Annotated in this window: 1 protein-coding gene; it reads left to right on the top strand. The window is 76.2% G+C overall.

Translation table 11 applies throughout. The annotated features are described in order from the left end of the window. The first annotated feature begins 22 nt into the window (after nucleotides 1–22). Nucleotides 23–26,398 carry a preprotein translocase subunit SecA gene (locus ABEA81_RS22630; RefSeq protein ID WP_345607286.1) on the top strand — a complete coding sequence of 8,792 codons (26,376 nt, stop codon included), beginning with the start codon at nucleotides 23–25 and terminating at the stop codon, nucleotides 26,396–26,398. The last annotated feature ends 122 nt before the right edge of the window (nucleotides 26,399–26,520 follow it).

The following is a 26,520-nucleotide window of genomic DNA, read 5'->3' on the forward strand; positions in this document are numbered from 1 at the left end:
CGAACGTCCAGGAGCTTCCGTCATGGGTCAGGTGTCAGTGCGCGAGGGTGGGGCCGTCGGCCTCACCCCGCATGCTGACGTCGTCGCCGTGCGGTTGCGGCTGTCGGCGGTGGACCGGATGTGGCAGCTGGTGCGGTGGGCGGTCACGCTCGCTGGTGCGGTCGTCGTGCTGTGGTTCGGGGCGGCGTTCCTCGCGGCCGCTCCGGCGGCCGCTGCCGTTGCCGTTCCCGTGATGCAGGTGGCGGCCGTCAAGCAGATGGGTGGCCTGCGCCCGGCGGGCGGAGGCGACCGCGACTCGGGTTCAGGCGACTCGGGTTCGGGCGACAAGAAGTCGGACAAGAAGTCGGACGACAAGAAGTCCGACAAGAAGTCGGACGACAAGAAGTCGGAGAAGAAGTCCGAGAAGAAGGACTCCGAGAAGAAGTCCGACGGAAAGAAGTCGGACGAGAAGTCGGCCGACAAGTCCGAGAAGAAGGCCGAGCGGAGGAAGTCGGACAAGGGATCCGATGAGAAGAAGGCCGGCGAGAAGAAGGCCGGCGAGATGAAGTCGGAGCGGAAGACGTCCGGCGACGACGCCGAGCGGGACGAGACGAGGCCGCGCAGCCGCTCCGAGGACGGGGACGCGGAGCGGTCGGACTCGGACCGCGAGCGGCGACCGTCGGAGACCCGCGATTCCGCCGACACGAGCGCGCGCCACGACCACGCGTCGCGCACCGAGGAGGACGGCGACGAGGACGGCGGGCCGGCCGGGCAGGAGCGCAGCCGCCCGCGTGATCGTGAGCAGGCGCGGGACTCCGATCGGGACGCGGCGACGGACGTCAGCACGGGCGCCGAGGAGAAGGGCGCGGGGGCGAAGGGCGCGGGGGAGAAGGGCGCCGAGAAGAAGGACGCGGAGAAGAAGGACGCGGAGAAGCGGGACCCGGAGAAGGAGGACCGGGTGAAGAAGGACGCGGCGGAGAAGGACCCGGCGGACACGGGCGCGGCGAAGGCCGGGCGCGACGGCGACTCCGACGCGGCCGAGGACAGCGGCGAGCGCTGGGCGAAGATCGGCCGTGAGGTCCGCGCGGAGATCGTCGACCGGATCGGCCGGGACCGGCGCGAGCGCGACGATCAGGACCGGGCCGGCCGCAGCGATGACCCGACTGCGGACGCCGACAGCGCTGCGCCGTCGGAGCGGGAGCGGCACCGAGCCGGGGAGAGCCGGGTCCGCGGCGCCGACCGGGCGGCGGTGCCCGACGAGGACGCCACCGGTGACGCCGACGACGGTCACGAGATGCTGCGCGAGGCGGCCCGCGCCGGGGGCAGCGGATCGCTGCGGGAACGGACCCGGGAGGCCGGCGCGGCGCGGGATCGGGTCCGGGACGCGAAGGAACGCGAGCGGCGGGGGCAGGACGGAGCCGGCGCGGAGCCGTCGGACCGGGACGAAGCGCGGCGGTTCGTCCAGCGGGCCGAGAAGATCGCACGCGAGGTCGCCGACGGGGGCGAGGGCGTCTCGCGGGCGGTGGAGCACCTGGTCGACGAGGCGGTCGAGGGCGCGGGCGACTCTGCGAAGAAGGCCGTGAAGAAGGCGGCGAAGAACGCTGCCAAGGACGTGGGGCAGAAGGCGGAGAAGGCGCTCTCGCGCGCGGCGGGCGATGAGGAGGCCCTCTCCCCCGACGAGGCCGCGCAGTTGCGCTCGGCGCAGGAGGACGACCCGGCGAGGGGTACGGGCACGTCCGGGCGGACGCGGTCGGCGCAGCGCGCGACGGCCGATCCGCGAGGTCCTCCGTCCGACGAGCTCGTGACCACGATGGCGGTGCGGGAGTCGCGCGACGACGACGAGGACGACGACTCCGCCGATGACGACTCCGATCGCGAGTACGACGACTCCGCCGAGCAGACCGAGCGCGTGCTCGAGGGTCGCATCGCGGTCGACAAGAGCGAGAAGGAGCTCCGCGAGACGAAGAAGGAGGTCGCCTCCGGGAAGGCGACCAAGGCGGACTACGACGAGAAGGCCGCCGAGCACGAGAAGGTGGAGCGGGACTACGAGTCCGAGCGGGCGCAGGTGTCGCCCGAGCGGGCCGACCTGGTCGACGAGGTCGTCGACGGGCAGCGCGGCCTCTCCGAGCGGGAGCGGGAGCTCGACGCCGAGGAGAAGAAGGTCGCCTCGGGTGAGGTGACGAAGAAGGCGCACGACAAGAACGTCGCGGCGTACGAGAAGCAGCGCGACGAGGTGTACGAGGCCACCGACGAGCTGATGGAGGCCACCGACCGCGACCCGGACGGGGTCTCCGAGGACGACCTCGACGGCGAGGGTTCCGCCGCCGGTTGCGGAGCCGACGGGTCGTTCGTCGAGTGCGGGTCGGTGAGCGAGTCCTCCGACGGGAAACGCGACTCCGAGCGACGGGTGTGCCTGTCCGGCGTGTCGTCCGGGTGCGGTGCGTCGTCGGAGTCGGGCGGGTCGAAGGCCGAGGCGTCGTGCGACGACACCGGTTGCGGCAGCAGCGCGACCCGTAGGGGCGAGGACGGGGAGATCGTCCGGGCGTCGGCGAGGTGCACGGGCGAGTGCGAGGAGCGCAGCCGGGCCGATCGGGACGGCGCGACAGCGGACTGCGACAGCTCCGGTGGCTCCTGTGAGAGCAGTAGCTCCGGGAGCGGGCGCGACGGTGGCACGGCGCGGTCGGCGAGCACCACCACGGACACCACCCGCGGGGCGGGTGGCGGGTCGGCGCGGTGCGCGGGCGGTGAGTGCTCGACCTCCGGTTCCGTGGAGCTGGACGACGCGGGCGAGGTCCGCGCGGAGGCGGAGGTCGGCTGCGGGGCCGGCTGCGCCGGCTCGGCGAGCAGTGACTCCGACGCGGGGCGCGCCGCCGTCACGGCCGGTTCGCAGGCGTCGACGACGAAGGCCGGCGCGGACTGCAGCGTCTCGGGCGGGGAGTGCCGCACGGCGAGCGAGTCGCGGGCCGACCGCTCGGACGAGGACCTCGCTTCGGACAGCATGGCCACCGTGGACGTCGACTGCGACGACGCCGCCTGCTCCGGGCGCGGGACGACCACGACGAGCGGGTCCGCGAGCGGGACGCGGGCCGGGGCCGGCCGCGACAGCACCGCCACCGCGTCCTGCGAGGTCCGCGGCGGTGCGTGCGGGGCGCAGAGCGGCACCGAGACCGATTCGTCGACCGACGAGTCCGAGGTCGAGGCCGGGACGGCCCGGTTCGCGGCCCGGACCGACGGGGATGCCACGGCGGCGAGCTCGGCGGGCGCGAGCGTGGACTGCGGCGACGCGGCCGGATGCACGGGCGCCGCGTCCGGGGCCACCACCGGGAAGGTGACCGGCACCGCGACGGCGGGCGGCGCCGCCCCGGTGCGCACGACGAGCGCCTCCACGAGCTGCACGACCGCGGCGGGCGGGTGCGACGCCGAGGCGACGTCCGAGGTGAGCGATCGCGTCGCCGATGCAGGGGAGTCCGGCGACCCGTGGCCGGCGACGGCGGGTCGGCCCGCTCGGGAGCTGGCCGCGTCGAGCACGGCCGACGCCGTGGCGAGCTGCGAGGCCGTCGCGTGCACGGGTGCCGGTTCGGCCCGGACGGCCGGCGCCGCCTCCGGTGACATCGCGGGCGTGCGGGACAGCACGGCGAGCTCGAGCTGCACCGTCCACGGCGACGGGGGTGGCTGCGGGGCCTCCACGGGCACCACGGTGGCTGACCGGGAACCGGCGACGACGGGTGGGACACCCGGGGTGGCGGCGGTGTCCGGCCCGGTGAGCGTGTCGACCGCATCGGCGTCGGTCGGGTGCTCGGGCGGTGCCGGTGAGTGCGGTGGCACGGCGACCTCGTCGACCAGCGCGCGCGACACGGCGGTCACGCCACAGGCCCGCGGCACGTCGGCGAGCGCCGAGTGCACGGTGACCGGCGGTGGCTGTGCCGGTGACACCAGCTCCTCCGCATCGTCCGCGCCCGACTTCATCGCGGTCGACCCGGCCACGGGCCAGCCGCTTGCCGGCCGGCCCACGAGCGGGCCGTCGTCGGTGGCGTCCTCGTCCGGCACGGTGGTGTGCCCGGCGGGCGGGGCGTGCTCCGGCTCGGTGCGCACCTCGGTGTCCGCGTGGGACGGTGCGGTGGCCGGTGGGACGCCGCGCACCTCGACGGGTGAGGCGAGCTGTACCGGTGGCACGGGCGGCTGCCAGGCCGACTCGGTGTCGTACGCCTCCACCGGCTCCGGCGCGGCGCTGGCGCTCTCCGGCGGGCAGCCGGTGAACCAGGCGCGGCTGGCCGCGGGCCCCTCGGCGGCCTCGGCGTCCGGCGCGGTGGTGGCCTGTGCGGGCGAGGGTGTCTGCGACGGGCGGGCCTCGAGCGCGGCCACCGCCACCGACCCGGCCGTCTCGGATGCGCCGCGCGGATCGCGCAGCACGGGAACGTGCGAGGGCGTCACCGGCGGGGTGTGCCAGGCGGTGACGAACTCCGGTGCCTCCTCCGAGCCGAACGCCAACGTCATCCTGCCGGTGGTGCAGGCCGCCTCGACGGCGAACGCCACGGTCTCGCAGGAGCCGACCGGCGGTGACGACGAGCAGAAGTCCGGCCGGCAGCAGCCGGCCACGCCGGCCGGATCGACCGCACCCGGTTCGAGCGCCAACTCCGGCGGACCGACCGTTCCCGGTGCCTCCAGCTGGACCATGGCGTCGGCGGTCCTCGACTGCGCGGGCAGCGAGGGGTGCTCGGGCACCGCGCGGACCTCGGCGACGGGCACCGACGGCCCGCAGGCCCTGACCGGCGCCGGTGAGGCCCGCGGTCCACCGGCCACGACCGGGACCACCAGCTCCAGCGGCAGCTGCGCGAGCGTGCAGAGCGGCTGCCGGGTCCAGACCGACTCTTCCGCGGGCTCCGGCCAGGTCGTGGCCGACATCGTCGCGGAGGACCGCAAGGCCGCTGCCGAGCAGGCGCGCGAGCAGGCCACCGAGGCCGAGGCCGTCGCACGGGCCGCAGCGGAGGCCGCCGCCCGACCGGGTGCGACCGCAGCACAGAGCAAGGCCGCCACCGATGCCGCGAAGACCGCGGCCGACGCGCGGAAGAACTACACCGAGGCAGCACGGCAGGCCGCAGCGCCGGTCACCGACGCTCCCGCGACGCTCTCGCGGTCGAGCGCGGCCGCGCAGTGCGACGGACCGGACTGCCTCGCCGCGACCACCGGCTCAGGCGATGGCACCGCGGGACCGGCCACCACGTCGGGTCGCTGCGTCGCCGCCGCGGGTGGATGCGTGGTCACCAGTGACGCCACGGCCACCGCCGAGCGCGACTCCGGGATGTCCGGTGGCAAGGGCGAGAAGCCGCTCCCCGGCTCGTCCGGTGTCGCGGAGGCGAGCTCCCAGGTGCTGTGCCCCGAGGCAGGCTGCACCGGAGCGGTCACCGGCGACTCGTCGGCGGTCGCGGGGCCGGCAGGCGAGCGCAGCACCAGCACCGCCACCGGGTTCGCCCGCTGCGACGGCAGCACCCCGTGCGCGGCGCAGATCACCGCGAGCGCATCGCGCGCGGTCAGCGCACGGGACGCCGAGGACGGCGAGCGGTTCGCGCTCACCTCCGCCTCGGTCGGCGCGGCCTGCGACAACGGCACCGCCACCGGCTGCGCCACCTCGACGTCGAGCCGCACCACCGCAGTGGGTGCGAAGGGCGTGTCCGGCAGCTCCGGCGCGACCTGCGCGGCGTCCGGTGCCTGCTCCGCCGCCACCGGCGGGTTCGCGGCGGAGGGCGTCGTGGAGACGACCGCCGAGTGCACCGGCACCGGGTGCCGCACGCACACCGAGGGCGACGCCCGGGTCTCGCTCCCGGGCGGCACCGGCACGGCCACGTCCAGGAGCGACTGCACCGTGGGCGCGTCCGGGGCGTGCGCGGGTAGCAGCCGGGTGGGCGCCACGGAGAACGGCACGCAGGCCGCCGCGACGTGCGCCGGGAGCGAGGGTGCGACGTGCCGGCACAGCTACTCCTCGACGAGCGACGCGCACAGCCGCGCCGGTGGCAACGTCGCCGATGCGCACGCGCAGTGCGGGGGGTCGGGTGGCGCCGGGACCGGCTGGTGCGCCACCGGCGCCGCCGCGCAGACCACCGGCGAGGCCGCCGTCGCGATGGCGGCCTGCGAGGGGAGCGCCGGCTCCGGCTGTTCGCACCGGTACAGCGCCAGCAGTTCGGCCGCGGCCGCGAGCGGCGGGGCCGGCGCCCGCGCGAACGCGTCCGGCTCGGGGTCGGGGACCTTCGGCGGCGGCCTCGTCGCAACCATGGCGGCGGCGTCGGCCGGGAACGGGGGCGCGCAGGCCGCGGCGTCCTGCACCGGGAGCGGCGGTGTCCGGTGCAGCCACTCCTACAGCGCGAACGCCGCGGCGTCGGCGTCCTACGGCGGCAACCGGGCGAGCGCGCACGCGGCCGGTTCCGGTGGCGGCGGCGTGGGCGGCGGCGCGGTCGCGGTCTCGGCACAGGCCTCCGCGGGCCCCGGGTTCGCGTCGGCGGGCGCGTCCTGCGGTGGCAGCGGCGGTGTCCGGTGCAGCCACTCCTACAGCGCGAACGCCGCGGCGTCGGCGTCCTACGGCGGCAACTGGGCCACCGCGTACGCGTCGGGCTCCGGTGGTGGCGGCGTGGGCGGCGGCGGGGTCTCCGTGTCGGCGCAGGCGTCGGCAGGGCCCGGTTACGCCAACGCGAGCGCATCCTGCTCGGGCGCGTCCAACTGCCGCTGGGGTTACGCGGGTGAGGCGTCCAGCTCGGTGTCCTACGACGACGGCACGCACCGCAGCTGGGCGAACGCCCACGCGTCCGGCTCGGGTGGCGGGTCCGGCCCGGGTGGCGGCGGGCTCTCGGTGTTCGCGCAGGCGGCGGCGGGCAAGGGCTGGGCGAACGCCGTGGCGGGCTGTTCGGGCGCGTCGAACTGCTCGGCGAGCTACTCCAGCGGGGCGGAGGCGTCGAAGACCGTCGGCGGCCAGCACGCCGAGGCGTGGTCGCACTGCTCCGGCGGCGGCACCGGCGGGTCCTGCGGCTCGTACGCCACGGTCGAGGTCGACGCCGAGCACGCGGTGGCGCAGGCCGGGTGCTCCGGCACCGGGGTGTGCGACTCGTTCTTCGCGACGACCTCGCGGTCGAGCGGCTCGGGAACCGGGCTCAAGGGCGACTCCGGGGCGGACTGCTCGGGCGGCGGCGCGGCCGGCGGGTACTGCGCCACCGGTTCCAAGGTCACCTACGACGAGAAGACCGGCGAGCTGGTCGCGACCTCGTACTGCGGCACCGAGGGCGGCACCTGCTCGAAGTACGCGAACGTCACGATCGACGCGGCCTTCCAGGGCCGGCAGCTGACCGGCGACGGCGCGGTGCACTGCGGGGGCCCGGGCCCGGGCGGCTGCTCGGCCGTCGGCGTGGTCAAGTACCACACGGCGAGCGTCAGCGAGGACGGCACGCCGATCCCGCCGTCGCTGGTGGTCGGCACCGGGTGCGCGGTCGAGGGCGGCACGTGCTCGCAGCGGTCGCAGGCGAACGCGAACATCACCGGCCCGGACGGCAAGATCGGCGCGAGCGCCGTGTCGGCGTGCTCGGGCACCACCGGCTGGTGCTCCACGGTCGTCGGCGGCGAGTTCAAGCCCGGCACCGGCGAGATCACCGCCTACGCCAACTGCGACAACGGCGGGGCGACCGGCTGCTCCAAGTCCGAGGCCCACCTGCACGGCGAGGTCTCCGGGCCGGGGCAGGCGAAGCCGAACGGCCCCACCGAGGGCACGATCAACGGCAACGGCAAGGCCGACTGCGTCCGGACGTCGGGCCTGTGCGCCGTGTCCGGCGTGTTCACGTACGTGCCCGCCGCGATGGGCAAGGACGTGGACGGCGACGGCAAGCCGGACCCGGTCCCGGCCCACGTGCAGGTGGCCACCGGGTGCTACCCGGAGGGGCCGGGCTGCACGCAGGAGGCGCACGCCTGGGCCGAGCTGAACGCGGAGACCGAGCACACCAAGCACCACGGCACGGCCAACGCGGACTGCGCGGGCACGTGGGGCTCGTGCTCGGTGGTGGCGTCGGTGGCCCTGGACAAGGAGTCGGGGCAGATCGCGGCGTTCGCGCAGTGCGACGACGACGGCGGCGCCACCTGCAGCCGGGTGCACACCCACACCGACGCGTGGGCGGACTCGCCGAACGGCGAGAAGCTGAACGGTGACGGCAGGTCGGACTGCAACCAGCAGACGGCCACGTTCTGCTCGTCGGTGTCGTTCGCGAAGTACTACGCCGACGGCGAGCGGACGATCACCACCGACGACGGCCAGCAGGTCAAGCTCCCGGCGCACGTCCAGTCCGGTGCCGGCTGCGGCACGGGCGGGCCGGAGGAGGGCTGCAGCTTCAGCTTCTCCGCGCACGGCCTCGATCAGCTCTCCGAGGACGACGGCCTGCTGAAGGCCGACGCGCGCGGCGACTGCTCGGACTCCGGGACGACCGGATCGGGGTACTGCAGCGTCGCCGCCGACGCCAAGATCGACATCAACAAGCGCACGGCCGAGGCGACCGTCTGGTGCCAGGGCAGCGACGGCGTGAGCTGCTCCTACTCCGGCAGCGTCGAGGCGTACCAGGATGCCGACAAGAACAACGCCGAGTCGAAGAAGGCCTGCGGGACGGGCCTGCGCGGGAACTGCTCGCTCGCGGCGGCTGCGGTGGCCGCCGGCGGCGACCGGGAGAAGCAGGGCCAGGCACTGGCCTCCGGGCTCTGCATCGACTCGAACGGCACGTGCTCCGGCGAGTTCAGCACCCACGTCGACTCCAACCGCGACACCCTGTCGGACTGCCGGTCGAGCGGTGGTGCGAACGGGACGTGCTTCGGGCTGGCGGTGCGGGACCACGCGCTGTCCGGCGGCCAGTTCTTCGACGACCCCGGCGGCCCGAACGCCACGATCTCGATGCACTCCAAGGCGCCCGGCCGGGAGGGGAACCGATCCTGCTCCGTGACGTCGGCGTGCGACCTGCACGAGGTCAAGGACGGCGACTTCGAGCTCGACGGCAAGTACTTCACGCTCGACGTGAAGGAGGACAAGTCCGTCGGCCAGTGGTTCAAGAACTTCGGCCGCGACCTCGGCGACGTCGTCGTCTACGCGGTGCCGGGCCTGCTGGAGTCGGTCGGCACCGAGCTGTGGAACATCGGCAAGATCAGCATCATGGGCAAGGACGGCCTGGTCGGCCTGGTCACCGGCGGGCACGTCGGGTTCTCCTCGCCCGAGCAGGGGGAGAACGAGTCCGACCTGGAGTACTACGCCCGGCTGTTCCCGTTCACCGGCGGCGTCGCGCAGGGCGCGGTGAACTTCTACGACCGCTGGCTCAAGGGCGGCGGCAGCTGGAGCAGGATCGGCGAGGACTACTACTACGCGCCGGTGTCGACGCTCCTGGAGGACGTGGGCACGATCGCGCTGGTCGCCGTCGGTGCCGGGGCCGTCATCAAGGGCATCTCGCTGGGGGCGAAGGGCGCGAGTGCCGTCTCGGCAGGCCTGAGCACCACGATGATGTCCGGGCTGCGCACCGGGCTGACCGCGGGACGGGCGGCGTGGTCGGCGACGCGGACCCCGGTCCTGGACGCGGCCTACACCGCCGCGATGCGGACGGCGGGCATCACCGGCAACGCCGCCCTCGCCCCGCTGAAGCTGAACTTCGCGATCGGGCGGCTCGGCGCCGGGCTGGCGTCGCGGGCGCTGCTCGCACCGGTGGCGAACCGCGTGCTGAACGCCGCCGAGGTCACCGCGGGCCGTGCGGGGGCCGCGTTCGAGTTCGGCCGCTACTCCGATGCGATCGCCCTGCAGGCCGGTGCCGGCCGGCTCACCCGGATCGGCAACGCGATGACGACCCTCGGGTACGCCGGGCGGATCGTCGGCTCCGACGGCCTCTTCGGGCGCACGACGCGCAACGGCCGGACCCCGGGGCTGTTCGGCACGCTGCGCGGCTACCAGACGCTCGGCCTGCGCTTCGGCCTCGTCACAACCGCCGGTGAGATCGCGTCCGCTCACATGCGCGCGCGGTTCGTGCTGGACTCCGACGGCATGCTCCGGCCGGCCGGCCGCGGCGCCGTCCTGGGTCATCTCGCTGACGGCCTGGACGCGTTCCGCCAGCAGCGGGCCGACCGGGCGAACACGGTCGTGCAGTACGACCAGGTGGTGTTCGGTGGCGAGCTGAGCAACCCCAACCGGCTCGCCGGCCGGGGCGTGCGCGCCACGGACCGGGCCCGGGCACTGACCGAGATCGCGGAGGGACGCCTCGGCGCGCAGGACTTCACCGATCTGACGGGCAACGGCCTCGACTCGATCTCCGGCCGGGTGGCCGCCGGGGAGGGCGGCACCGGCGGGGTCCGGGCGGGGGAGCAGGACGGCACCGCCCCGCAGCCGGGCAAGCCGGGTGAGCAACGGGGTGGCGCGGCGCCGAAGGGCGACCGGCGGGGGCAGGCCCCCGAGCAGCAGCCCGGCCCGGCCGACCCGGTCGACCTGCTGCCGCCGTCCGGCCCGGGCAGCGGGGCGGGCACCGGCAGCGGGAAGCGCCCGAAGACCTCCGGCGGCGGACCCGATCCGGTGACGGGCGAGAACGGCAACGGGAGCCTCCCGCGGCAGCACGCGGACGAGCCGGCGCCGCCGCAGACCGACGAGGGGCACCCCCGGACCCCCGACCCGCTGGAGTCGGACCTGCCCCCGCCGGGCGAGCAGCCGGGCCCGAAGCAGCAGGCCCGCACCGAGAAGGACTTCGCGCCGGAGGTGGCCGAGGTCCACACCTTCTGGCAGCGGTTCCGGGAGTACACGGACGCCCAGCTGAGGGCGCGGTTCCGCGCGCTCGCCGACGACGTCCGCAGCAACCGGAAGACGATCGACGAGGTCACCACCGAGTGCACCGCACTCGCGTGTGAGGTCTCCCACCGGACGACGAAGCAGGAGCCGTATGACGAGCAGATAGCCGGTGCCCTCGCGCTGGTGCGCGGGGACCTCATCCAGATGCTCACCGGCGAGGGCAAGACCCGAGCCGGGTCACTGGCGATGGTCGTGCGCAGCCTCGACGCGCGGGATGTGAACGGCCGGCCGGTGGCGGGCAAGGGCGCGCAGTGGCTGGCGCTGAACCCGGCGGACCGGGCGGCCGCGATCAAGGCACTCCGGCCGATGGCCGAGCTGCTCGGGCTGACCGTCGGCGAGATCCGGCCCGGCATGAGGTGGCGGGCCAAGCGGGAGGCGTATGACGCGGACATCGCGGTCGGCACCGTCGGCGAGTTCGTGTTCGACGTGCTGCGGTCCGGCTACGCCAAGGGCAGCCCGGTGCACGGCAACCGCGGCGGGTACCGCCTGATCGACGAGGTCGACCAGGTGCTGCTCGACGAGGCGCTGACCCCGCACGTGCTGGCGGAGGCGATCCGGGGCAAGGCGCCGCTCGGTGACCTCGCGTTCGCGGCGCGGGTCGCGCCGATGCTCGAGCCGGGTACGGCGGCGACGCGCGGCCACTTCGAGATCGGGCGCAACGGGGTCCGGCTCACCGACGAGGGCTACGCGTTCATCGCGAAGGAGACCGGCCGGGACCTCACGACCCGGAAGAACAGGCCGCTCGCGCGGCGCGTGGAGAACGCGCTCGCCTTCGACCTGATCACCAAGAAGGACGTCGACTACCACGTCAACGCGAACGGTGACGTCGTCATCGTCGACAAGCGCACCGGCTACGAGCTGCCGGGGCGTCGCTGGAACGACGGCCTGCACGAGGCGATCGAGTACGCGGAGCGGCTGGAGGTCGGGGCTCCCACCCGGGTGCTCGACTCGCTGACGGTCGCCGACTTCCTCGGCGACACCCCGTTCGCCGGGATGACGGGCACCGCCGGTGGGGAAGCCGGGATGGCCGCCTTCCGCGCGCACTACGGCAAGGGCGTCGTCGAGATCACGCCGCACTTCGGGCGGAACCGGACGGACGGCACCGTCACCTACCGGACCCTCGGCGAGAAGTGGGACGGCATCTTCGACGACGTCGTCGCGACGATGAGGTCCGGGCGGCCGGTCCTGGTGGTGACCGGCTCGATCCTGGAAGCCGCTCGGTTCTCCCTGCGGCTGAGGCGCGCCGGGGTCGAGAACAACCTGCTGACCGCCAAGACGCGCCCGCGGGACGCGGCCCGGATGATCGACGAGGCCGGTGAGTGGGGCCGGGTCACGGTGGCCACGAACCGCGCGGGCCGCGGCGTCGACATCCGGCTCGGCGGCGACAGCGAGGCGCTGGCCCGCTCGATCGTGCAGCGCGACCACCCGGGGATCAGCAGGCGCGACCCCCGCTACGAGAGCCTGCTGCGGGCCGCCCGGGTGGAGGCCGAGGGACTGCGGCACGACGCGATCAACGAGGCCGGCGGTCTGCACGTGGTGCTGACCGAGTTCCCCGAGTCGCTGCGGGTCGAGGACCAGGCGCGGGGCCGCGCCGGTCGCCAGGGCGAGAACGGCAGCTCCACGCTGCACCGCTCGTTGGAGGACCCGGTCCTGCAGCCGCTCGGCAAGGGCGAGTTCGCCGCGGAGCGCCCGGCCGACGACAACCCGCTCCCGGCGGTGGACTCCACCGCCGTGGACGCGCTCTTCACGCTCGCCCGGCAGGAGGCGGAGCTCGTCGCCCGTACCGAGCGCGGGGCCCACGAGCAGGCCCGCGGCGTCGAGCAGCAGCGGGGCTGGAACCCGTTGCGCCGCAGCGGCATGCCGGCCCGGGTCGTGCTCGCCCCGGAGGAGGCCCCGGCGTCGGCGGCGATCCCGGCGAACCCGGCGGGCATCGACCTGCCGCAGCTGGCCGCCCTGCGTGCGGGGCAGGACATCCCGGGCCTGTCGCCCGCGGTGAACGAGCGGCTGCGGGACCTGGCCGACCGGTTCGACGTCGAGGGCTACCCGGCGAGCCAGGACCAGGTCCTCGCCGCCGACGAGATCGCGGCGAAGCTCCCCCAGCGGTCCTTCCAGCCGTACCGGTACACCGAGGCCGACCTGGCCGGGGTGGCGCAGCGGCTGGCGGAGCTGACCCGGCAGCAGAACGCGGTGCAGCGCAGCCAGGAGCTGCGCGGCGGCCTCGGGATCCGGGACCCGCAGGAGTACGCCGCGACGATCGTGGCCGCCGCGCAGCTGCTGGCCGACCGCGAGGAGGCGAGGCGGACGGGCCGCCCGCTCCCGACGAACCTGAACGCCCCGGCGGAGCGGCTGCGGCTGACCTCGCTCAGCGACCGCGAGCTGCAGGCGCTGCTCGACTTCGCGCGCGGCGTCCCCGAGGCGCAGATCGCCGAGCGGCTCGGGATCAGGGTCGACGAGCTCGGCTGGTACCTGCGCACGGACCCGGAGAATCCCGGCGTCGTCATCGACAAGATGACCAGGCAGTCGCAGAACAACGCGCTCCTCGGCACGCGGGTGCCTGCCGGCCGCCAGGTGCGGACCGAGGCGGGCGTCCGGGACGCGGTCGTGGCCCGGCTGCTCGCCGAGCTCGGCGTCGACGACCTGGCGGCGGCCGGCGCGGACGGGCTGTGGCAGCGGGTCCGCGACGAGCTCCGCGCGGTGGAGCTGTACGGGCTGCACCCGGCCGAGGCATCGGCGCTGTGGGACCGCGGCGACCGGATCGAGGAGTTCGTCGGCCGGCTGCCGGCACGGCGCCGGGACGCGGCCTACGCCGCGTTCGTCGGTGCGGGCGTCACGTCGGTGTCGCAGCTGGCCGCGATGTCCCTCGACGAGCTGGCCGACCTCGGCATGCCGGCGTCGACGACGCGGGCCGTGCGCCGGGCGCTGACCGGGACCGAGGTCCCCGCCCGGACCGACACCCTCGACGGGTACCTCGCCGCCGACCTCGCCGCGCGCACCGACTGGAGCTACGACGACCTGCTGGCCGCACTGCACGTCGCGGCCGGGTTGCCGTACGACCAGAGCGTCCCGGCGAGCAACGGGCGGATCGCCGAGCTGCGCACGCTGGCCGGGATCGACACCCTTGCCGTGCTCGCCGACCTGCTGCTCGAGCGGGACCGCCGCGGCCTGCACGGCCCGGCCGACCGCGCCGCCTGGCCCACCGGGACCCTCGACCTGCTGGTCCGGGCCCGCGCCGGGGACCTCACCGACGCCGAGCGGGCCGAGCTGGTGGCCGTCGGGTCGGGCGCGCTGCGCATGCCGGTGGGCGACGGAGGCCCCGATCAGCGGGCGGCGCTGCTCGTGCTCGACGCGGACGTCGCGACCCGCAACGAGCAGCCCGCCCGGGAGCCCGCCCCGGTCCAGCGCCGGTTCCCGGCGCGCGCCCTCGCCGGCGTGGCGGCCGCGTCGGGCGCGGCAGGCGGCGGCACGGCGGTGCTGGCCGGTGCGGGCCCGCTCGGACTCGCCGCACTCGCCATCGCGGGCGCCGCGCTCGGCGCCCTCGTCATCGCGGTGATCCACCTGGTGCGCAACCGCGGCCCACCGGGCGCGACGAGCTCCTCGACTTCACCCGCCGCCGCAACCGGCCTGTCCGCGCGGCGGTGGACGGACCGCCTGGTCATCGGCGCACCGGCACCGAGCAACCCGGTGACGCGACGCCACGTGCTCGGCACGCTGGTCGGCGCGAGCCTGCTCGGCTGGCCGCTGACGACGGCGGGAGTTCCGGGGGCGGGCCTGCTCGCCGTCGGAGCGGCGGTCGCCGCGGTCACGCTGGTCCTCGCCCCGCGGATGCGGGACGGGCTGGCGAGGCTCCCGGTGGCGCGCGTGCTCGGCACCGCGGCCGTCGCCGCGGCGCTGCTCGGGGTGCTGGCGCTGTCCGGCCCTGGCGTCGTGCAGCCGGGTCCGGGGCAGGGTGGGACGCAGGTCGTCGCCGTGCAGACACCGGCCGCCCAGGCGCAGCAGGTCCGGGTGCCGGACCGGTCGCGCGTGGTGATCGTCCAGCCGGGCGACACGCTGGGTTCCTACGCGGCCGAGTTCGACGTGTCCGTCGACGCGATCGCCGACGCCAACGGGGACCGGTTCCCGACCGTCGCCAGCCGCGACCACATCGATGTGCACGAGCGGCTGACCGTGCCCGCGGGCGGGGACGCCGGCAACGCCGTGCAGCCGGGCGACACCTTCGACAAGATCGCCGCGCGGTTGGGCGTCGACCCGGACGTGCTGGCGGAGGCGCAGGGCGACCGGTTCCCGACCCTCGCCAGCCGCGACCACATCGACGTGGGCGAGGTCCTCACCATCCCCGGTTCGCCCGGGGACCACGGCAAGCCCGGAGACGACGGCCACAAGACCCCGACCCCCACACCCACACCCACACCCACACCCTCCCCGACTCCGACACCCACACCCGACGTCCACCCGGCCCCGGCACCCGGTACCCACGTGCCGTGGACCGCGGTCGGCGTCGGCGTGCTGGTCGCGGCCGGGGCGGCCGGAGTCGCCCTCGGCGTGCGCGCGCTCGTGAAGAGGTGGAGCGCGATCCGCGGGTGGGCGAGCGGGCTGCGCGACCGGTGGCGGGCGAGCGGCCTGCGCAGCTGGCTGCGGAACGTCCCGGCCGGGGCGGGGGACGTGCGGGCCCGTGCCGGTGACGGGCTGCGGGACCTGCGTGGCCACGTCGGTGACGGCCTCCGTGCGGCCCGCGACCGCTTCGGCGACGTGGCCCGCGGACGCTGGGCCGCGCTGGCGGCCACGCGGCGGCGCTGGGCGGCCGGCCGCGGCCTGCGGTCGGCGGTGTCCGGGCTGGACCGGCCGATCCGCGGCGGGCTCGCGGAACTGGCCGCGGCCCGCACCGGGCTGGCGACGGCCGACTCGGAGCTGGCCGCCTGGCAGCGGGCGACCGTGCGCTGGCTGTACGGCGGGCCGGACGCATGGTCGGCCGACCCGGGCATCGACGCGGTGCGCGCAACCGCCGTCGCCCGCCTGCTCGGCCTCGACCGGGCCGAGGTCCGCCGGTACGCGACCGACCGCACGGTGGCGCCGGACGCCGCCGGGCTGGGCGCCCCCACCGGATCGTTCGACGACCGGCTGGCCCGCCTGACGACCGAGCTGCCCCGCGTCGCGACCCGGCTCCGGGATGCGGCCCGCCGGGTCGACGAGGCGAACAGGGAGCTGGTGGAGCGCCGGGCGGAGCGGCAGGCGCACCTGGAGGCTGCGGTCCGCGCGGCGGCCGCGGGTGGGGTGCCGGTGGCGCGGATCGCCGCGGCCACCGGCCTGACCCCGGACGAGGTCCGCGCGATCGTCGGTGGGAACCCGGGCGGCGGCTCCGGACCGTCGGCGACCGGCGGCACCCCGCCGACCGGCGGCGGCGCGCCGAACCCGACCGGCACCGGGCCGGAGCGGCAGGCGAACCCGCCGCCGGGCTCCGCGTCGACCTCCGGGATGCGGATGAGCGGTCCGCACGCGGGCGGGCCACCGGCGCGCTCGCGCGGCCCCCCGTGGTGGAAGCGCCTGTTCGACCCGCGCACGGTCCGGGCCGTCGTGCTGTTCGCCGCGGGCCTCGCGGCGGCCGTGGCCGCGATCCGGTACGGGGCGGCCGAGCCGGGTGCGCTGGTGGCCGCCGGCGTGTTCTGGTGGCCCGGGCAGCGCCGCGCGTCCGGTGAGCTGCGCGAGCGCGTGGCGCGGGCGCGGGAGCCGCTCGCCCGCGTCGAGCAGGCCGAGGCCCGCGCGCTGGACGCGGTCCGGCGGCGAGAGCACGGGCTGCAGGTCCGGCGCGACTGGGTGCCGGCGCTCGCGGACCGGCTGCGGCAGCTCGGCCGTACCGACGACCAGATCGTCGACGGGCTCGCCGCCGCGCTCTCCGTGCACCCCGAGCGGGTGCGTGCCCGGCTGGCCGATGCCGACCTGGCCGCGCCCGCCGCCCTGCCGGCAGCGCTCGCCGCGCCAGTGCTCTCGGCCGACCAGCTCCTCGCGGTGGCCCGGGCCACCGTGACGGTGCAGTCGGCCGATCTGGACGTGGCGCTCGAGCGGCACGAGACGGCGGTCCGGACGACCGTCGACGCGCGGATCGAGTCGCAGAAGGATGTCGTGGCGGCGGCGGTCGCCGCGCGCACCGCCGGTGTCAGGGCGGGCACCGTGCGCCGGGCCACCGGGCTGTCCCGGGCCGACGTCGCCGCGCTGCCGGCCACGCCGCCGACGGTGCGGGACGCTGCGCGGGCGGTCGGGACACGGGTCGCGTCCGGCTGGCGGAGCGCGGTCGACGGGGTGCGCGCCGCCGGCCGCTGGGCGGTCGAGCGCTGGCGGGCGACCAGGGCGGCGGTCGCCGCCGGGACGCTGGCGGCCGTCGCCGGTCTGGGCCGCGGGTGGCGGCGGCTCGCCGACCACCTGCGGGCCGGGCGGGCGCTGCGCGCGCAGATCCGGGGCGTCGCGCGGCTGCGGGCGACGCAGGGGACGACCGCGCGATCGCTGCACCGCGAGCAGCGGGCGGCCACGCGCTCGATCACCACCGAGCAGCTGGGCTGGATCGGCTGGCTGTCGGTGGTCAACTCGGCGGGGGCCCGGCTGAGCGAGGATCAGCTGGCCGAGCGGGTCGCGGCGGCGCTGCGGCTGCCGGAGAGCGGGGCGCGCAGCGTGCTGGCGCGCGCGGGCCGGATGTCGGCGGCGCAGGTCCGCCCGCCGGCCGGCGTCCCGGCCACCGGGGTGGCGTTCGACCAGGCGGTCGCACTGGTGGCGGCCCGGTTCGCCGAAGCGCACCCGGCGCTCACCACCGCGGCCGACGCGCATGGTGCCGCGGGGCGGGCGCTGGCCGCGGGGCGGGCCGCGGCCGTGCGGCTGGCGACCGACGCGGGGGTGCGGCCGGCCCGTGCCGGCCGTCGGATGGACCGGGCGACGCGGGGTCGGGGCCTCGCCGGGACCCGGGCCCGCCTGTGGGCGCGGCTGGGCCTCGACGTGCCGGTGGCCGAGCGGCTGCGCGCGCGGCGGACGCAGGTCGCCGGGTTCGTGGCGGGTGCGGGCGCAGGCCTCGTGGCCGGTGGGCTGTCGGGGATCGTCGGGGCCGGCGCCGTGACCGTCCCGGCCGGGGCGGTGCTCGCCGCGGCCGGTCTCCTCGCGGCGGTGCGCGCGGTGTGGACGCCCGAGCAGGCCCGCGCTCCGCCGTGGAGGGCGCTCGTGCGCGGGCTGCGCGCCCACGGGGTGCGGCTCGGGCTGTCGGTGCTCGCCGGAGCGGGCGCCGTGTTCGGCGCCGGGCCCCTCGCGGCCCTCGTCGCGCACCTGTGGCCGGTGTTCGTGAACCAGCCGGGCCTGCTCGGGATCAAGGCGCTGCTGGCGCCGGCGATCACGGCCGGGCTGGTGTTCCGCTACGTGCTGCGGCGCCAGTACGCCAACCGGGACTCCGGCATGGAGACCCGGCCGCGGCTGTGGGCCTGGGTGTCGGCCGGCGCTGCGTACACGCTCAGCGCCGGGTTCGGCCTCGCCCGCGCCTTCCAGCTGATCACGGGACCGTGGTGGCTGGTGCCGGTCGTGATCGCGGTCGGCGTCGGCATCGCCAACGCCGGTGCGCAGTGGAAGGACACTGGCCGGACGCGGGTGATCAAGTCGTTCGTCTCCGGGTCCCTGTCGGCGCTCGTGACGTTCGTGGTGAGCCTGATCGGCACCGCGCTGGCGCCGGGGGAGCTGAGCGACCTGGTCAACGCGGTCGTGATCGCCACGTTCGTCTACGCCTCGCCCACGGTGATCGCGGAGTACGTCAACGTGTGGATCGGCCGGTTCATGGCCCCGTACGCGAAGAAGAAGGCGCAGCAGGCGCAGAAGAACGCCGCCGCGGGCAAGGGTGGCGGTGACGAGCAGCGGCGCTGGTACCTGCGCTGGCTGGACTACAAGAACTTCTCGCCCGTCGACACGCGGCTGCTGTGGCGCAAGGCCACCGACCCGGTGCTCGCCGGCCTCTCCGCGATCGTGATCAACCTGGCCTGGGTCGACAGGGCGTGGGTGCTGGCGGGCGACAACTCGGTCGGCACGGTGCTCGTGCGGTTCGCGGTGATGGCGACGACGGTGTGGCTGATCGGGAAGCTGCTGCGGGATTCCGACGAGTTCCGCAACAGCTACTACGGCTACCGCAGCAAGCGGGAGGTGCGTTCGCCGAGCCGGGCGCCGCGGTGGACGGTGCTGACCGGCGGCAGGCTGCAGCACCGGGCCGACCGGTACCGCCGCGAGCTGGACCGGGTGCTCGACCGGTTCGAGCTGTCCGGCCGCGCCCTGGACCACGGCCTCGCCGGGGAACTGGCCGGCAAGCTGTGGGCGCGGATGACGGCCGCGATCCACGAGCCGCTGGAGGAGTGGGAGCCGCTCCCGTCCGACCAGGAGATCACCGACGCCCTGACCGCCGAGCGGGCCGAGGCGAAGCGGCGGCGGGACCACCACGTCGAGGCGGTCGGGCTGGTGGTTCCGGTCATGGCGACCGATCCCGGGATGCTGGAGCGGGTCGCGGGCCGGCTGCGCCGGGACGGATGGCGCGCCGAGGCGGCGGTCCTCGACTTCGAGCGGATGCTGGCGCAGGAGCTGTGGGCGCTGTTCGACCCGGCGTGGGCCGCGCAGGCGCAGGCGGCCGAGAACGAGCGCGCCCGGCGGGAGGGGCGCACCCCCGAGCGGGTGGTGACGCCGGCGCTCACGAGCCGCACGTGGGCGACGCAGCTGGCCGAGGCGATGGAGGCCCGCAACACGCTGCGGTCGCGGTACCTGGAGGGTCCGCGCAAGCGGCTGCTGGAGCTGATCAAGCAGTACTACCTGGACAACGCCCAGCGCGACCACCCGAACCTGCGCCGGGCCCGGGCCGAGCTGCGTGCACTGGACTACGAGCTGCGCGGCATGAGCAAGCCCCGGCGCGATCCGCGGGAGGCGGTCGCGCAGCTGGCCGACCAACGCGCCCGCAGCGTCCACGACACCGCCGTCGCCGAGCAGCTGGCGATCGCGGCCCGCGACCCCGCCGCGAACGCCGAGCGCCTGTCGCAGATGTGGCAGCTCGAGGCGGCGATGCGGCTGCAGAGGGCAGCGGCCCTGCTGGTCATCGAGGCCGAGCACGCCCACGCGCAGCGGACGTGGGATCGCGGTCGCTGGCGTGCCGCGATGGCCGATGCCGTGCGCACCGCGCCGAACCAGGTGCCCGCCACCCTGCTGGAGCGCCTCCTGCTGCTCACGGGCCGCCGTGGCGGGCACACCGCCGCCCAGCTGCGGGCGCAGTACGGCGGCAGCGGCTGGGAGCAGGCACTCGACGCGCTGGCCGCGATGGGCGCACTGGAGGGCGATGCCGCCGGCGGCTACCGCGCCACCCGCGAGCTGCGCGTGCTGTGGCGGGCGGCCGGGCCGCGGTTGCGGCATGCGGTGCGCTCGGACGTCTGGTCGCTCCCCGGGAGCGCCGAGCTGGCGCCGCTGGGTGTCCGAGCGCTCGGCACGGCGGGGATCACGGAGGCCGAGCGGGACGCGGTGGCCGCGGTGCACGACCTGCTGCGGCGCGGCGACCTGGTCTTCCGCTTCTGGCACGACGGATGGCTCGACGAGGCGCTGGTCAACCGGCGCCGCCTCGGTGGGCTGGTCTACGGGCTGCGGCACTCGGCGGGCCGGCTCGACTGGCCGCTGCCCGCCGACCACGCGGCGGCGCCCGTCCGGTTCGTGCGCGGTGTCCGTGACCTGTTCGCCTCGCGGTGGCAGCACCGCGTCGTACCCGGCCGGCAGCGCCGCCAGCTGAACCGGCACCTGCGCGGGACCGACGCCGCCGACCGGCTCTACTCCCGAGCGCTGCGGGCGGGCGAGTTCCTCGCTGGCCAGCTCCCCGGCCGGTCGCTGCGCCCGGAGGCCGCCGACCTGCTGCACGCCGCCCGGGCCGGTGAGGTCGAGGCGTACGCCCGGCTCGCCGAGGCCCGCCGCGACGCCGCCGCCGCCATGGCAGCGGTCGGGGCCTACCCGCACCAGGTCGACCGGACCCTCCGCGCCGCCGACCGGGCGCGCGCGCACGTGCCCGGTGCCGACCCGCTACCGCCGACCGCCGAGTACTGGCTGAAGGAGATCACGAAGGAGCTCGACGCCGTCCGCGTCCTCCTCGACGGCCTGCACCCCGGTGCGCAGCGGGAGACCGCGCTGAACAGGGCCCGGCTGCTGCTCAAGCGCTACGAGATCGACCGCGAGTACGCGTGGACCAGCCAGCTGCACCGCAGCATCGGCGGTGCGAAGGCGATGGAGACCGCCCGGGTCGCGGCGAAGCGCCTGCGCTCCGCGCACTCCGACATCTTCCGCAAGCCCGCGGCGCCTGCGCCGGGCCACTCCCCGGTGGTCCCGCACCGCGACCGGGTCGAGCACCCCTACGGCGACGAGGAGACCCGCGGCCCCGGGATGGCCGCGGCCACCCGCCGTGGTCTCGGCAACCTCACCAACCAGGATGCCGCCACCCTCGTCGCGCTCCCGAACGGCGACCGCGTCGCCCTCGTCGTCGACGGCGTGTTCAGCTACCCCGACTCCCGGCTCGCGGCGATCGAGTTCGCCACCGCGTTCCGCGCCGAGCTGATGCGCGCCGACCGCCCCGGCCGCACGCCGGAGCAGACCCTGCGCGACGCCCACCAGGCAGGCATCGGCGCCCTCGGGATGCGCTACCGGCCCGAGACCGGGCACGGGGCGGTGGCCTACCTGGCCGCCTACCAGAGCGCCGGCGGAGGCACCACGGTCAGCGGCGTCGGCACGGCGCGGGCCTACCACCTCCCCTTCGACCGGACGAAGCCGGACGAGCTGCTGACCGTCGACGACTCCCGCGGTGGCGACATCACCGACGGCGGCGTCATGACCCGCTGGGCGGGCAGCGACTACCACCCCGAACCGACCATCACCCCGGGCCCGCGGAACCGGCCCGGCCTGCTTGTGCTGGCCACCGACGGGCTCTGGCGCTACCTGCCCGGAGCGGGTGACGTCGCCGCGGCTGTCATCGAGACGACCCCGGCCGGCGATGTCCTGATCACCGATCCCGCCCGCGTCGCCGGCAGGCTCGCGCAGACCGCCCACGACGCAGGTGGCCGGGACGACCTGACCGTCGCCGTGGTGGCGCCGCGCGGGGGTGGCGCACGCAGCGGTGCGATCGCGGTGACCCTGCCCGACGCGACACCGATCGCGCTGACCGACTGGGAGCGGGAAGCGGCGGAGCGGGCGGTGCGGGAGCTGCCCCACACCCCGGTGCGCCCGGGTGGCGCGACGTACCGGCGAGCCGACCCCGAGGGCCGGTGGGCCGCGCACGGGGTGCGGGTGTACGAGGTCGCGGGGTTGCGGCGGCGGTTCGACCAGCTGACGCGGCCGGGCGACCGCGAGGTCGCGTTGCTGTACTTCGTCACCGAGGACCGCAGCGGGGTCCGCTCGGTGTTCGTCGACCCCGCCACGCTGGCCGTGGCCGCGCGGCTGCCGCGGTCGGCGCGCGCGTTGGTCGCGGAGCGCGAGCTGGTCCGCATCGTCGACCCCGCGCTGCCGGAACCCGCGGTGCAGGCGATGCCGCTGCCGGGCGTGCGCCACCTGCGCCGGCTGGCGGCTCGCCCGTACGAGCCCGGTGTGGCCGGCCCGCAGGCGTCCGACCTCGGGGACCTGATCACCGAGTACCTGGCCGTCGTGCCCGGTTGGCGTGCGTCCGCGGTACGGCTGGCGGCGCGGCTGGGCCTGGACGAGGCCGCCGTGCGCGCCGCCGTCGCCGCCCACCCGCAGCTGGCCGAGCGGGCGGTGGTGCGTGCGGTCCTCGGTGATGCCGTCGACGCGGGCTTCGAGCGGGCCCGCCGCGACGGACAGCCTGCGTTGCGGCTGGCCCGGCCCGGTCCGGGCTCCGACCGGGAGCTGTACGTCGTCGGCCGCCACTACGGAACCGACCGCCCGCTCGGTCTCGACACGCTGGCGAACGCCGTCCACCACCTCGACGACCTGCGCTGTGCAGACGGGACACCCGAGCCGGCGGCGTGGCGCGGCGTCCCGACGTTCCGGCTGGTCGCCGCCGCATGGCGGACGGCAGGCGCGCCGGTACTGGAGATCGGGGACCTGCGCGTCCACCGAGGGGAAGCGGCCGGTGCGGGCCTGACCCTGGTGACCTGGCGCGGCGAGCTGGTCAACCACCACCCCGACCACCTGCCGGTCACCGGCCGCCCGGACGCGGTGGCCGCGGCGCTGGAGTCGGTGGTGCGGGTGGACGGCCGGGTCGGCAGGTTCGACGCCACCTCCGCCGGTGTCGTCGTGGCGCCGGAGACGGTGCTGACCGTCGCGCACGGGACCGCCGTCGACCCCGGCACGCTGCAGGTCGACGGGCTGCCGGTCACCGCGGTCGAGACCCGGCGCGCCGCCGGGTTCGGCGCCTACGCCCAGCTGGCGGCGCGGTCGGTGGCGACCGCCGCCGAGGACGGTGCACCGCTCGCGGACGGCCGGGTCGATCTGGCGCTGCTCACCGTGCCCGGCCTGAACCGCCCGGTGGCCCCGCTGCGCACGACCCCGGTGCCGGTGGGCGCCCCGCTCGCCGTCGCCGGGTACCCGGCCGGGCGGTGGCTGGTCAACCGGGGCCCGGTGCGCGCGGGCGGGGTGCACCTCGTGGTGGCCGCGCCCGCACTGCCCGGCGCCTCCGGTGGCCCGGCCCTGGACGCCGACGGCGCGGTGGCCGGTATCCAGAGCTACGGACATCCGTCGGGCCCGGTCCGGTTCATCGGGCCGGAGCTCGTCGCCGCGTTCCTGGCCACGGTGCGGCCCGGGTTCGCCCCGCCCGCCCCGGAGGGCGTCGAGCGCGCACTGGCCGTCCGGCCGGAGCCGGGCGGCGGGCGCCCGTCGAGCCACACCGCCGATCGGCGCGTGCGGGGCGACCCCGGGTTCCCGTCCGCCCGCGCCGCCGGCCGGTTCGCGCTCAGCTGGAAGCTGATCCTCGCCGGCACGCTCGCATGGACGGCGCTGGAGGTACTGGTCAGCGTCGTGCCCGGGCTGCGGGGGCTGCTCCCCGAACCGTTCGACCTGTTCTCGCACGCCAAGAACCTGAAGGGCGGCGGGCCGGTCGCCGTCATGGGCGTGCTGCTGCGGCGTGCCGCCGAGGTCCGCCGCTCCGGCACGGACTACCTCACCCGCCGCCAGCTGCGCGCGTTCCACCGGTACTGGGTCCCGGGCGTGATGGCGGTGGCGGCGTTCGTGAACGCCCTGACTGAGACGCGATGGGGCCTGGACCTGATCGGGTACCGGCTGTTCCCGCAGACCACCCCCGACCCGGTGGACCTGGTCTACAGCGTTGCGTTCGCAGGAGCGCTCGCCGCCCTGGCGTGGCGGCCCGACCGGTCGGGCGGTTCGCACGACCGGCCCGCCGAGGACGCGCTGGTCCCGGCCCTCCGCCGCGCGAGGGCCGGGCTGCGCGCCGCCGTCGCCGAGATGGGGATGCCGCCTGCCGAGCGCTGGTCGGTGCGGCGTGACCTGGGGCGGGGCCTCGAGCGGTACTGGGGCCGCAGGGGGCTCACGGCCGCGAACGTGCACGTCCCGGCGCACGTCGAGCCGCTCGCTGCGGCGCTGCGGGCGCGGGCCGCGCGGGCCGGTGTGCGGCTGCCGGAGGGCGAGTCGGTCGAGCTGGCGCTCAGGCTGCTCCACTGGGCGACCGCGACGGCGCCGTACGCGGCCAGGGACACCGGATCGGCCCGTACCCGGGCGGTGGACGTCGGCGACCCGGTCCGGGACGCCGTCAGGGCGGCGTTCGCCGACCTGTTGCCGGCACCGCTGCGGGCCGAGCTGGAACTGGACCGGCGCCACCTGCACGACGTCAGGTGGGAGCTCGGCGAACGGGGTGGTCCGCTGGCCGTGGGCGGTCTGGCCGGCCGTGTGATCCGGCAGGTGCTTCGCGCGCTGCCGCGGCTCGCGCCGCGGATGGGCCCCGTGTCGAGGTGGGAGTACCCGTCGTTGCCCCGTGGTCCGCCGGGTGCCCCGGAGCTCCGTGCCGTGGCCGCCGACCCGGAGACGGTCGGTGAGCTGCGCCGGGCCGGCGTCCCGGATCCGGCCAATGTGCTGATCGCGTTCGGCTGGGTGCACCCCGAGCACGCCCCGCGCGGGGCTGTGGTGCTCTTCCGGCACCTGCTGGACGAGGTGCACGGCCTGATCGAGTCCGGCCGGCTCGACCCGGAGTGGTTCACCGACCTGATCGAGTACGAGACCCGCTTCCGCATCCAGGGGCACCACCGGTCGGCCGACGGGCGGACGCGAGGAGCCGTCGCCGCCGACCTGGTCGACCGGTTGGAGCGGGCCCGGCGGGCGGGCGGGGCGCCGAGCGCGCTGCTCGAAGCCCCGGTGCGCGAGGCGCCGAGCCGGGTGGGTGCGCGCAAACCTCCTGGCTCGCACATGCCGGAGGAGGCGCTGGGTCCGGCGCTGCGCGGTGAGCCGATGCGGGAGGAGCGCCGGGAGGAGCTGGCCGCGGCGCTGTCGGGAGAGGTCCGGCTGCCGGGCGACGGACCGGCCGGGCGGCTGCTGCTGGACGCGGAGTCGTTGCTGTTCGACCGGACGGGCCGGTTCGGGAAGTGGGTGCAGCGGCGGGCCCGCCTGAGCGGGCCGCGCATCGAGGACGATCCGCGGCGCGTGCTCAGGACGTGGGTTCTGATCACGCGGCGGCTGCTGCGGGACGACGAGCGGTTGCGCCGGCTGCCGATCCCCCCGCTGGCCTGGCTGGACCTGGCGGCGCCGGTCGAGGACCCGACGCTGCGCCCCCTGGCCGTCGACGCCGGGTTCCGCTGGAGCGAGGACGGGACGACGCGTCAGCTGTTCGTGACCGATGCCGAGGGCGCGGTCCACGAGGCGGTCGAGTCGATGCTGGCGGCGTTCGCAGGCTTCCCCGACGGGGTGCGGCACGCGGTCGCGGTGCTGGCCGAGCGGGCCGCCGACCCGACCGCCGGTCCGGACTCGTGGCTGACCGGCCGGACCCTGGCGGATCTCGACCGGCTGGCTCGGGAGAACCCGGCGGCGCTGGACCGGTTGATCGCCGACCACGAGCGCGTGCTGGGCGTCGACATCGACGCGGCGTTCGCCGCGGCGCCGGCGTGGCGGGAGATCGCGTGGGCCTACGCGGAGCAGTTCCGGGAGGCCGCGGTCGCGCGGATCCCCCAGCTGGTCGTGCCGAAGGCGGTGGTGAACAGGAAAGCGGAGGAGGCGCTGCGGGAGCTGCGGAAGCTGGCCCGCGAGCTGCCCGGTTTCACGCGGGCGGACCGGTGGACGTTGCGGGAGACGCGGGCCTACTGGAACGACGACGTCGACGAGGGGGTGATCCCGCAGGCCGCCACCCGGATGAAGCGCGCGGCGGCGCGCCTGCGGGTGGAGATGGGCGACGGTGAGCTGCTCGCGCTCGCCGCGCGCCGCGGCATCTGGGCAGACCTGATGGCGGGCATGTCCGCCGAGGCGACCGAGCTCGTCGGGCAGGTGTGGGAGGGGCTGCTGCCGCCCGGGCTCCGCGGAGAGTTCCCGCTGCGCGGAAGGCCGGCCGGTTCCGCAGGTGGTGCGGCAGCGCCGACGGGTAGCGACGGCACCGGCCGCACGGGCGGCGCGGTCGCCGAGTAGGCCCTGAGCGACCGGGACGGTACTGCTCGGGATCAGAGCGGTCGTCGGGACGCCGAACCAGCCGGATCACGGAACTCCGGGGGCCGGAACGGCGGAGTCCTCGACGCGCCGGCCCGACGCGT

The organism is Pseudonocardia adelaidensis, from assembly GCF_039543345.1.
Taxonomy (GTDB): Bacteria; Actinomycetota; Actinomycetes; order Mycobacteriales; family Pseudonocardiaceae; genus Pseudonocardia; species Pseudonocardia adelaidensis.

Coding starts and splice junctions, on each gene's coding strand:
- ABEA81_RS22630 (WP_345607286.1), top strand. CDS start 23: ATGGGTCAGGTGTCAGTGCGCGAGGGTGGGGCCGTCGGCCTCACCCCG.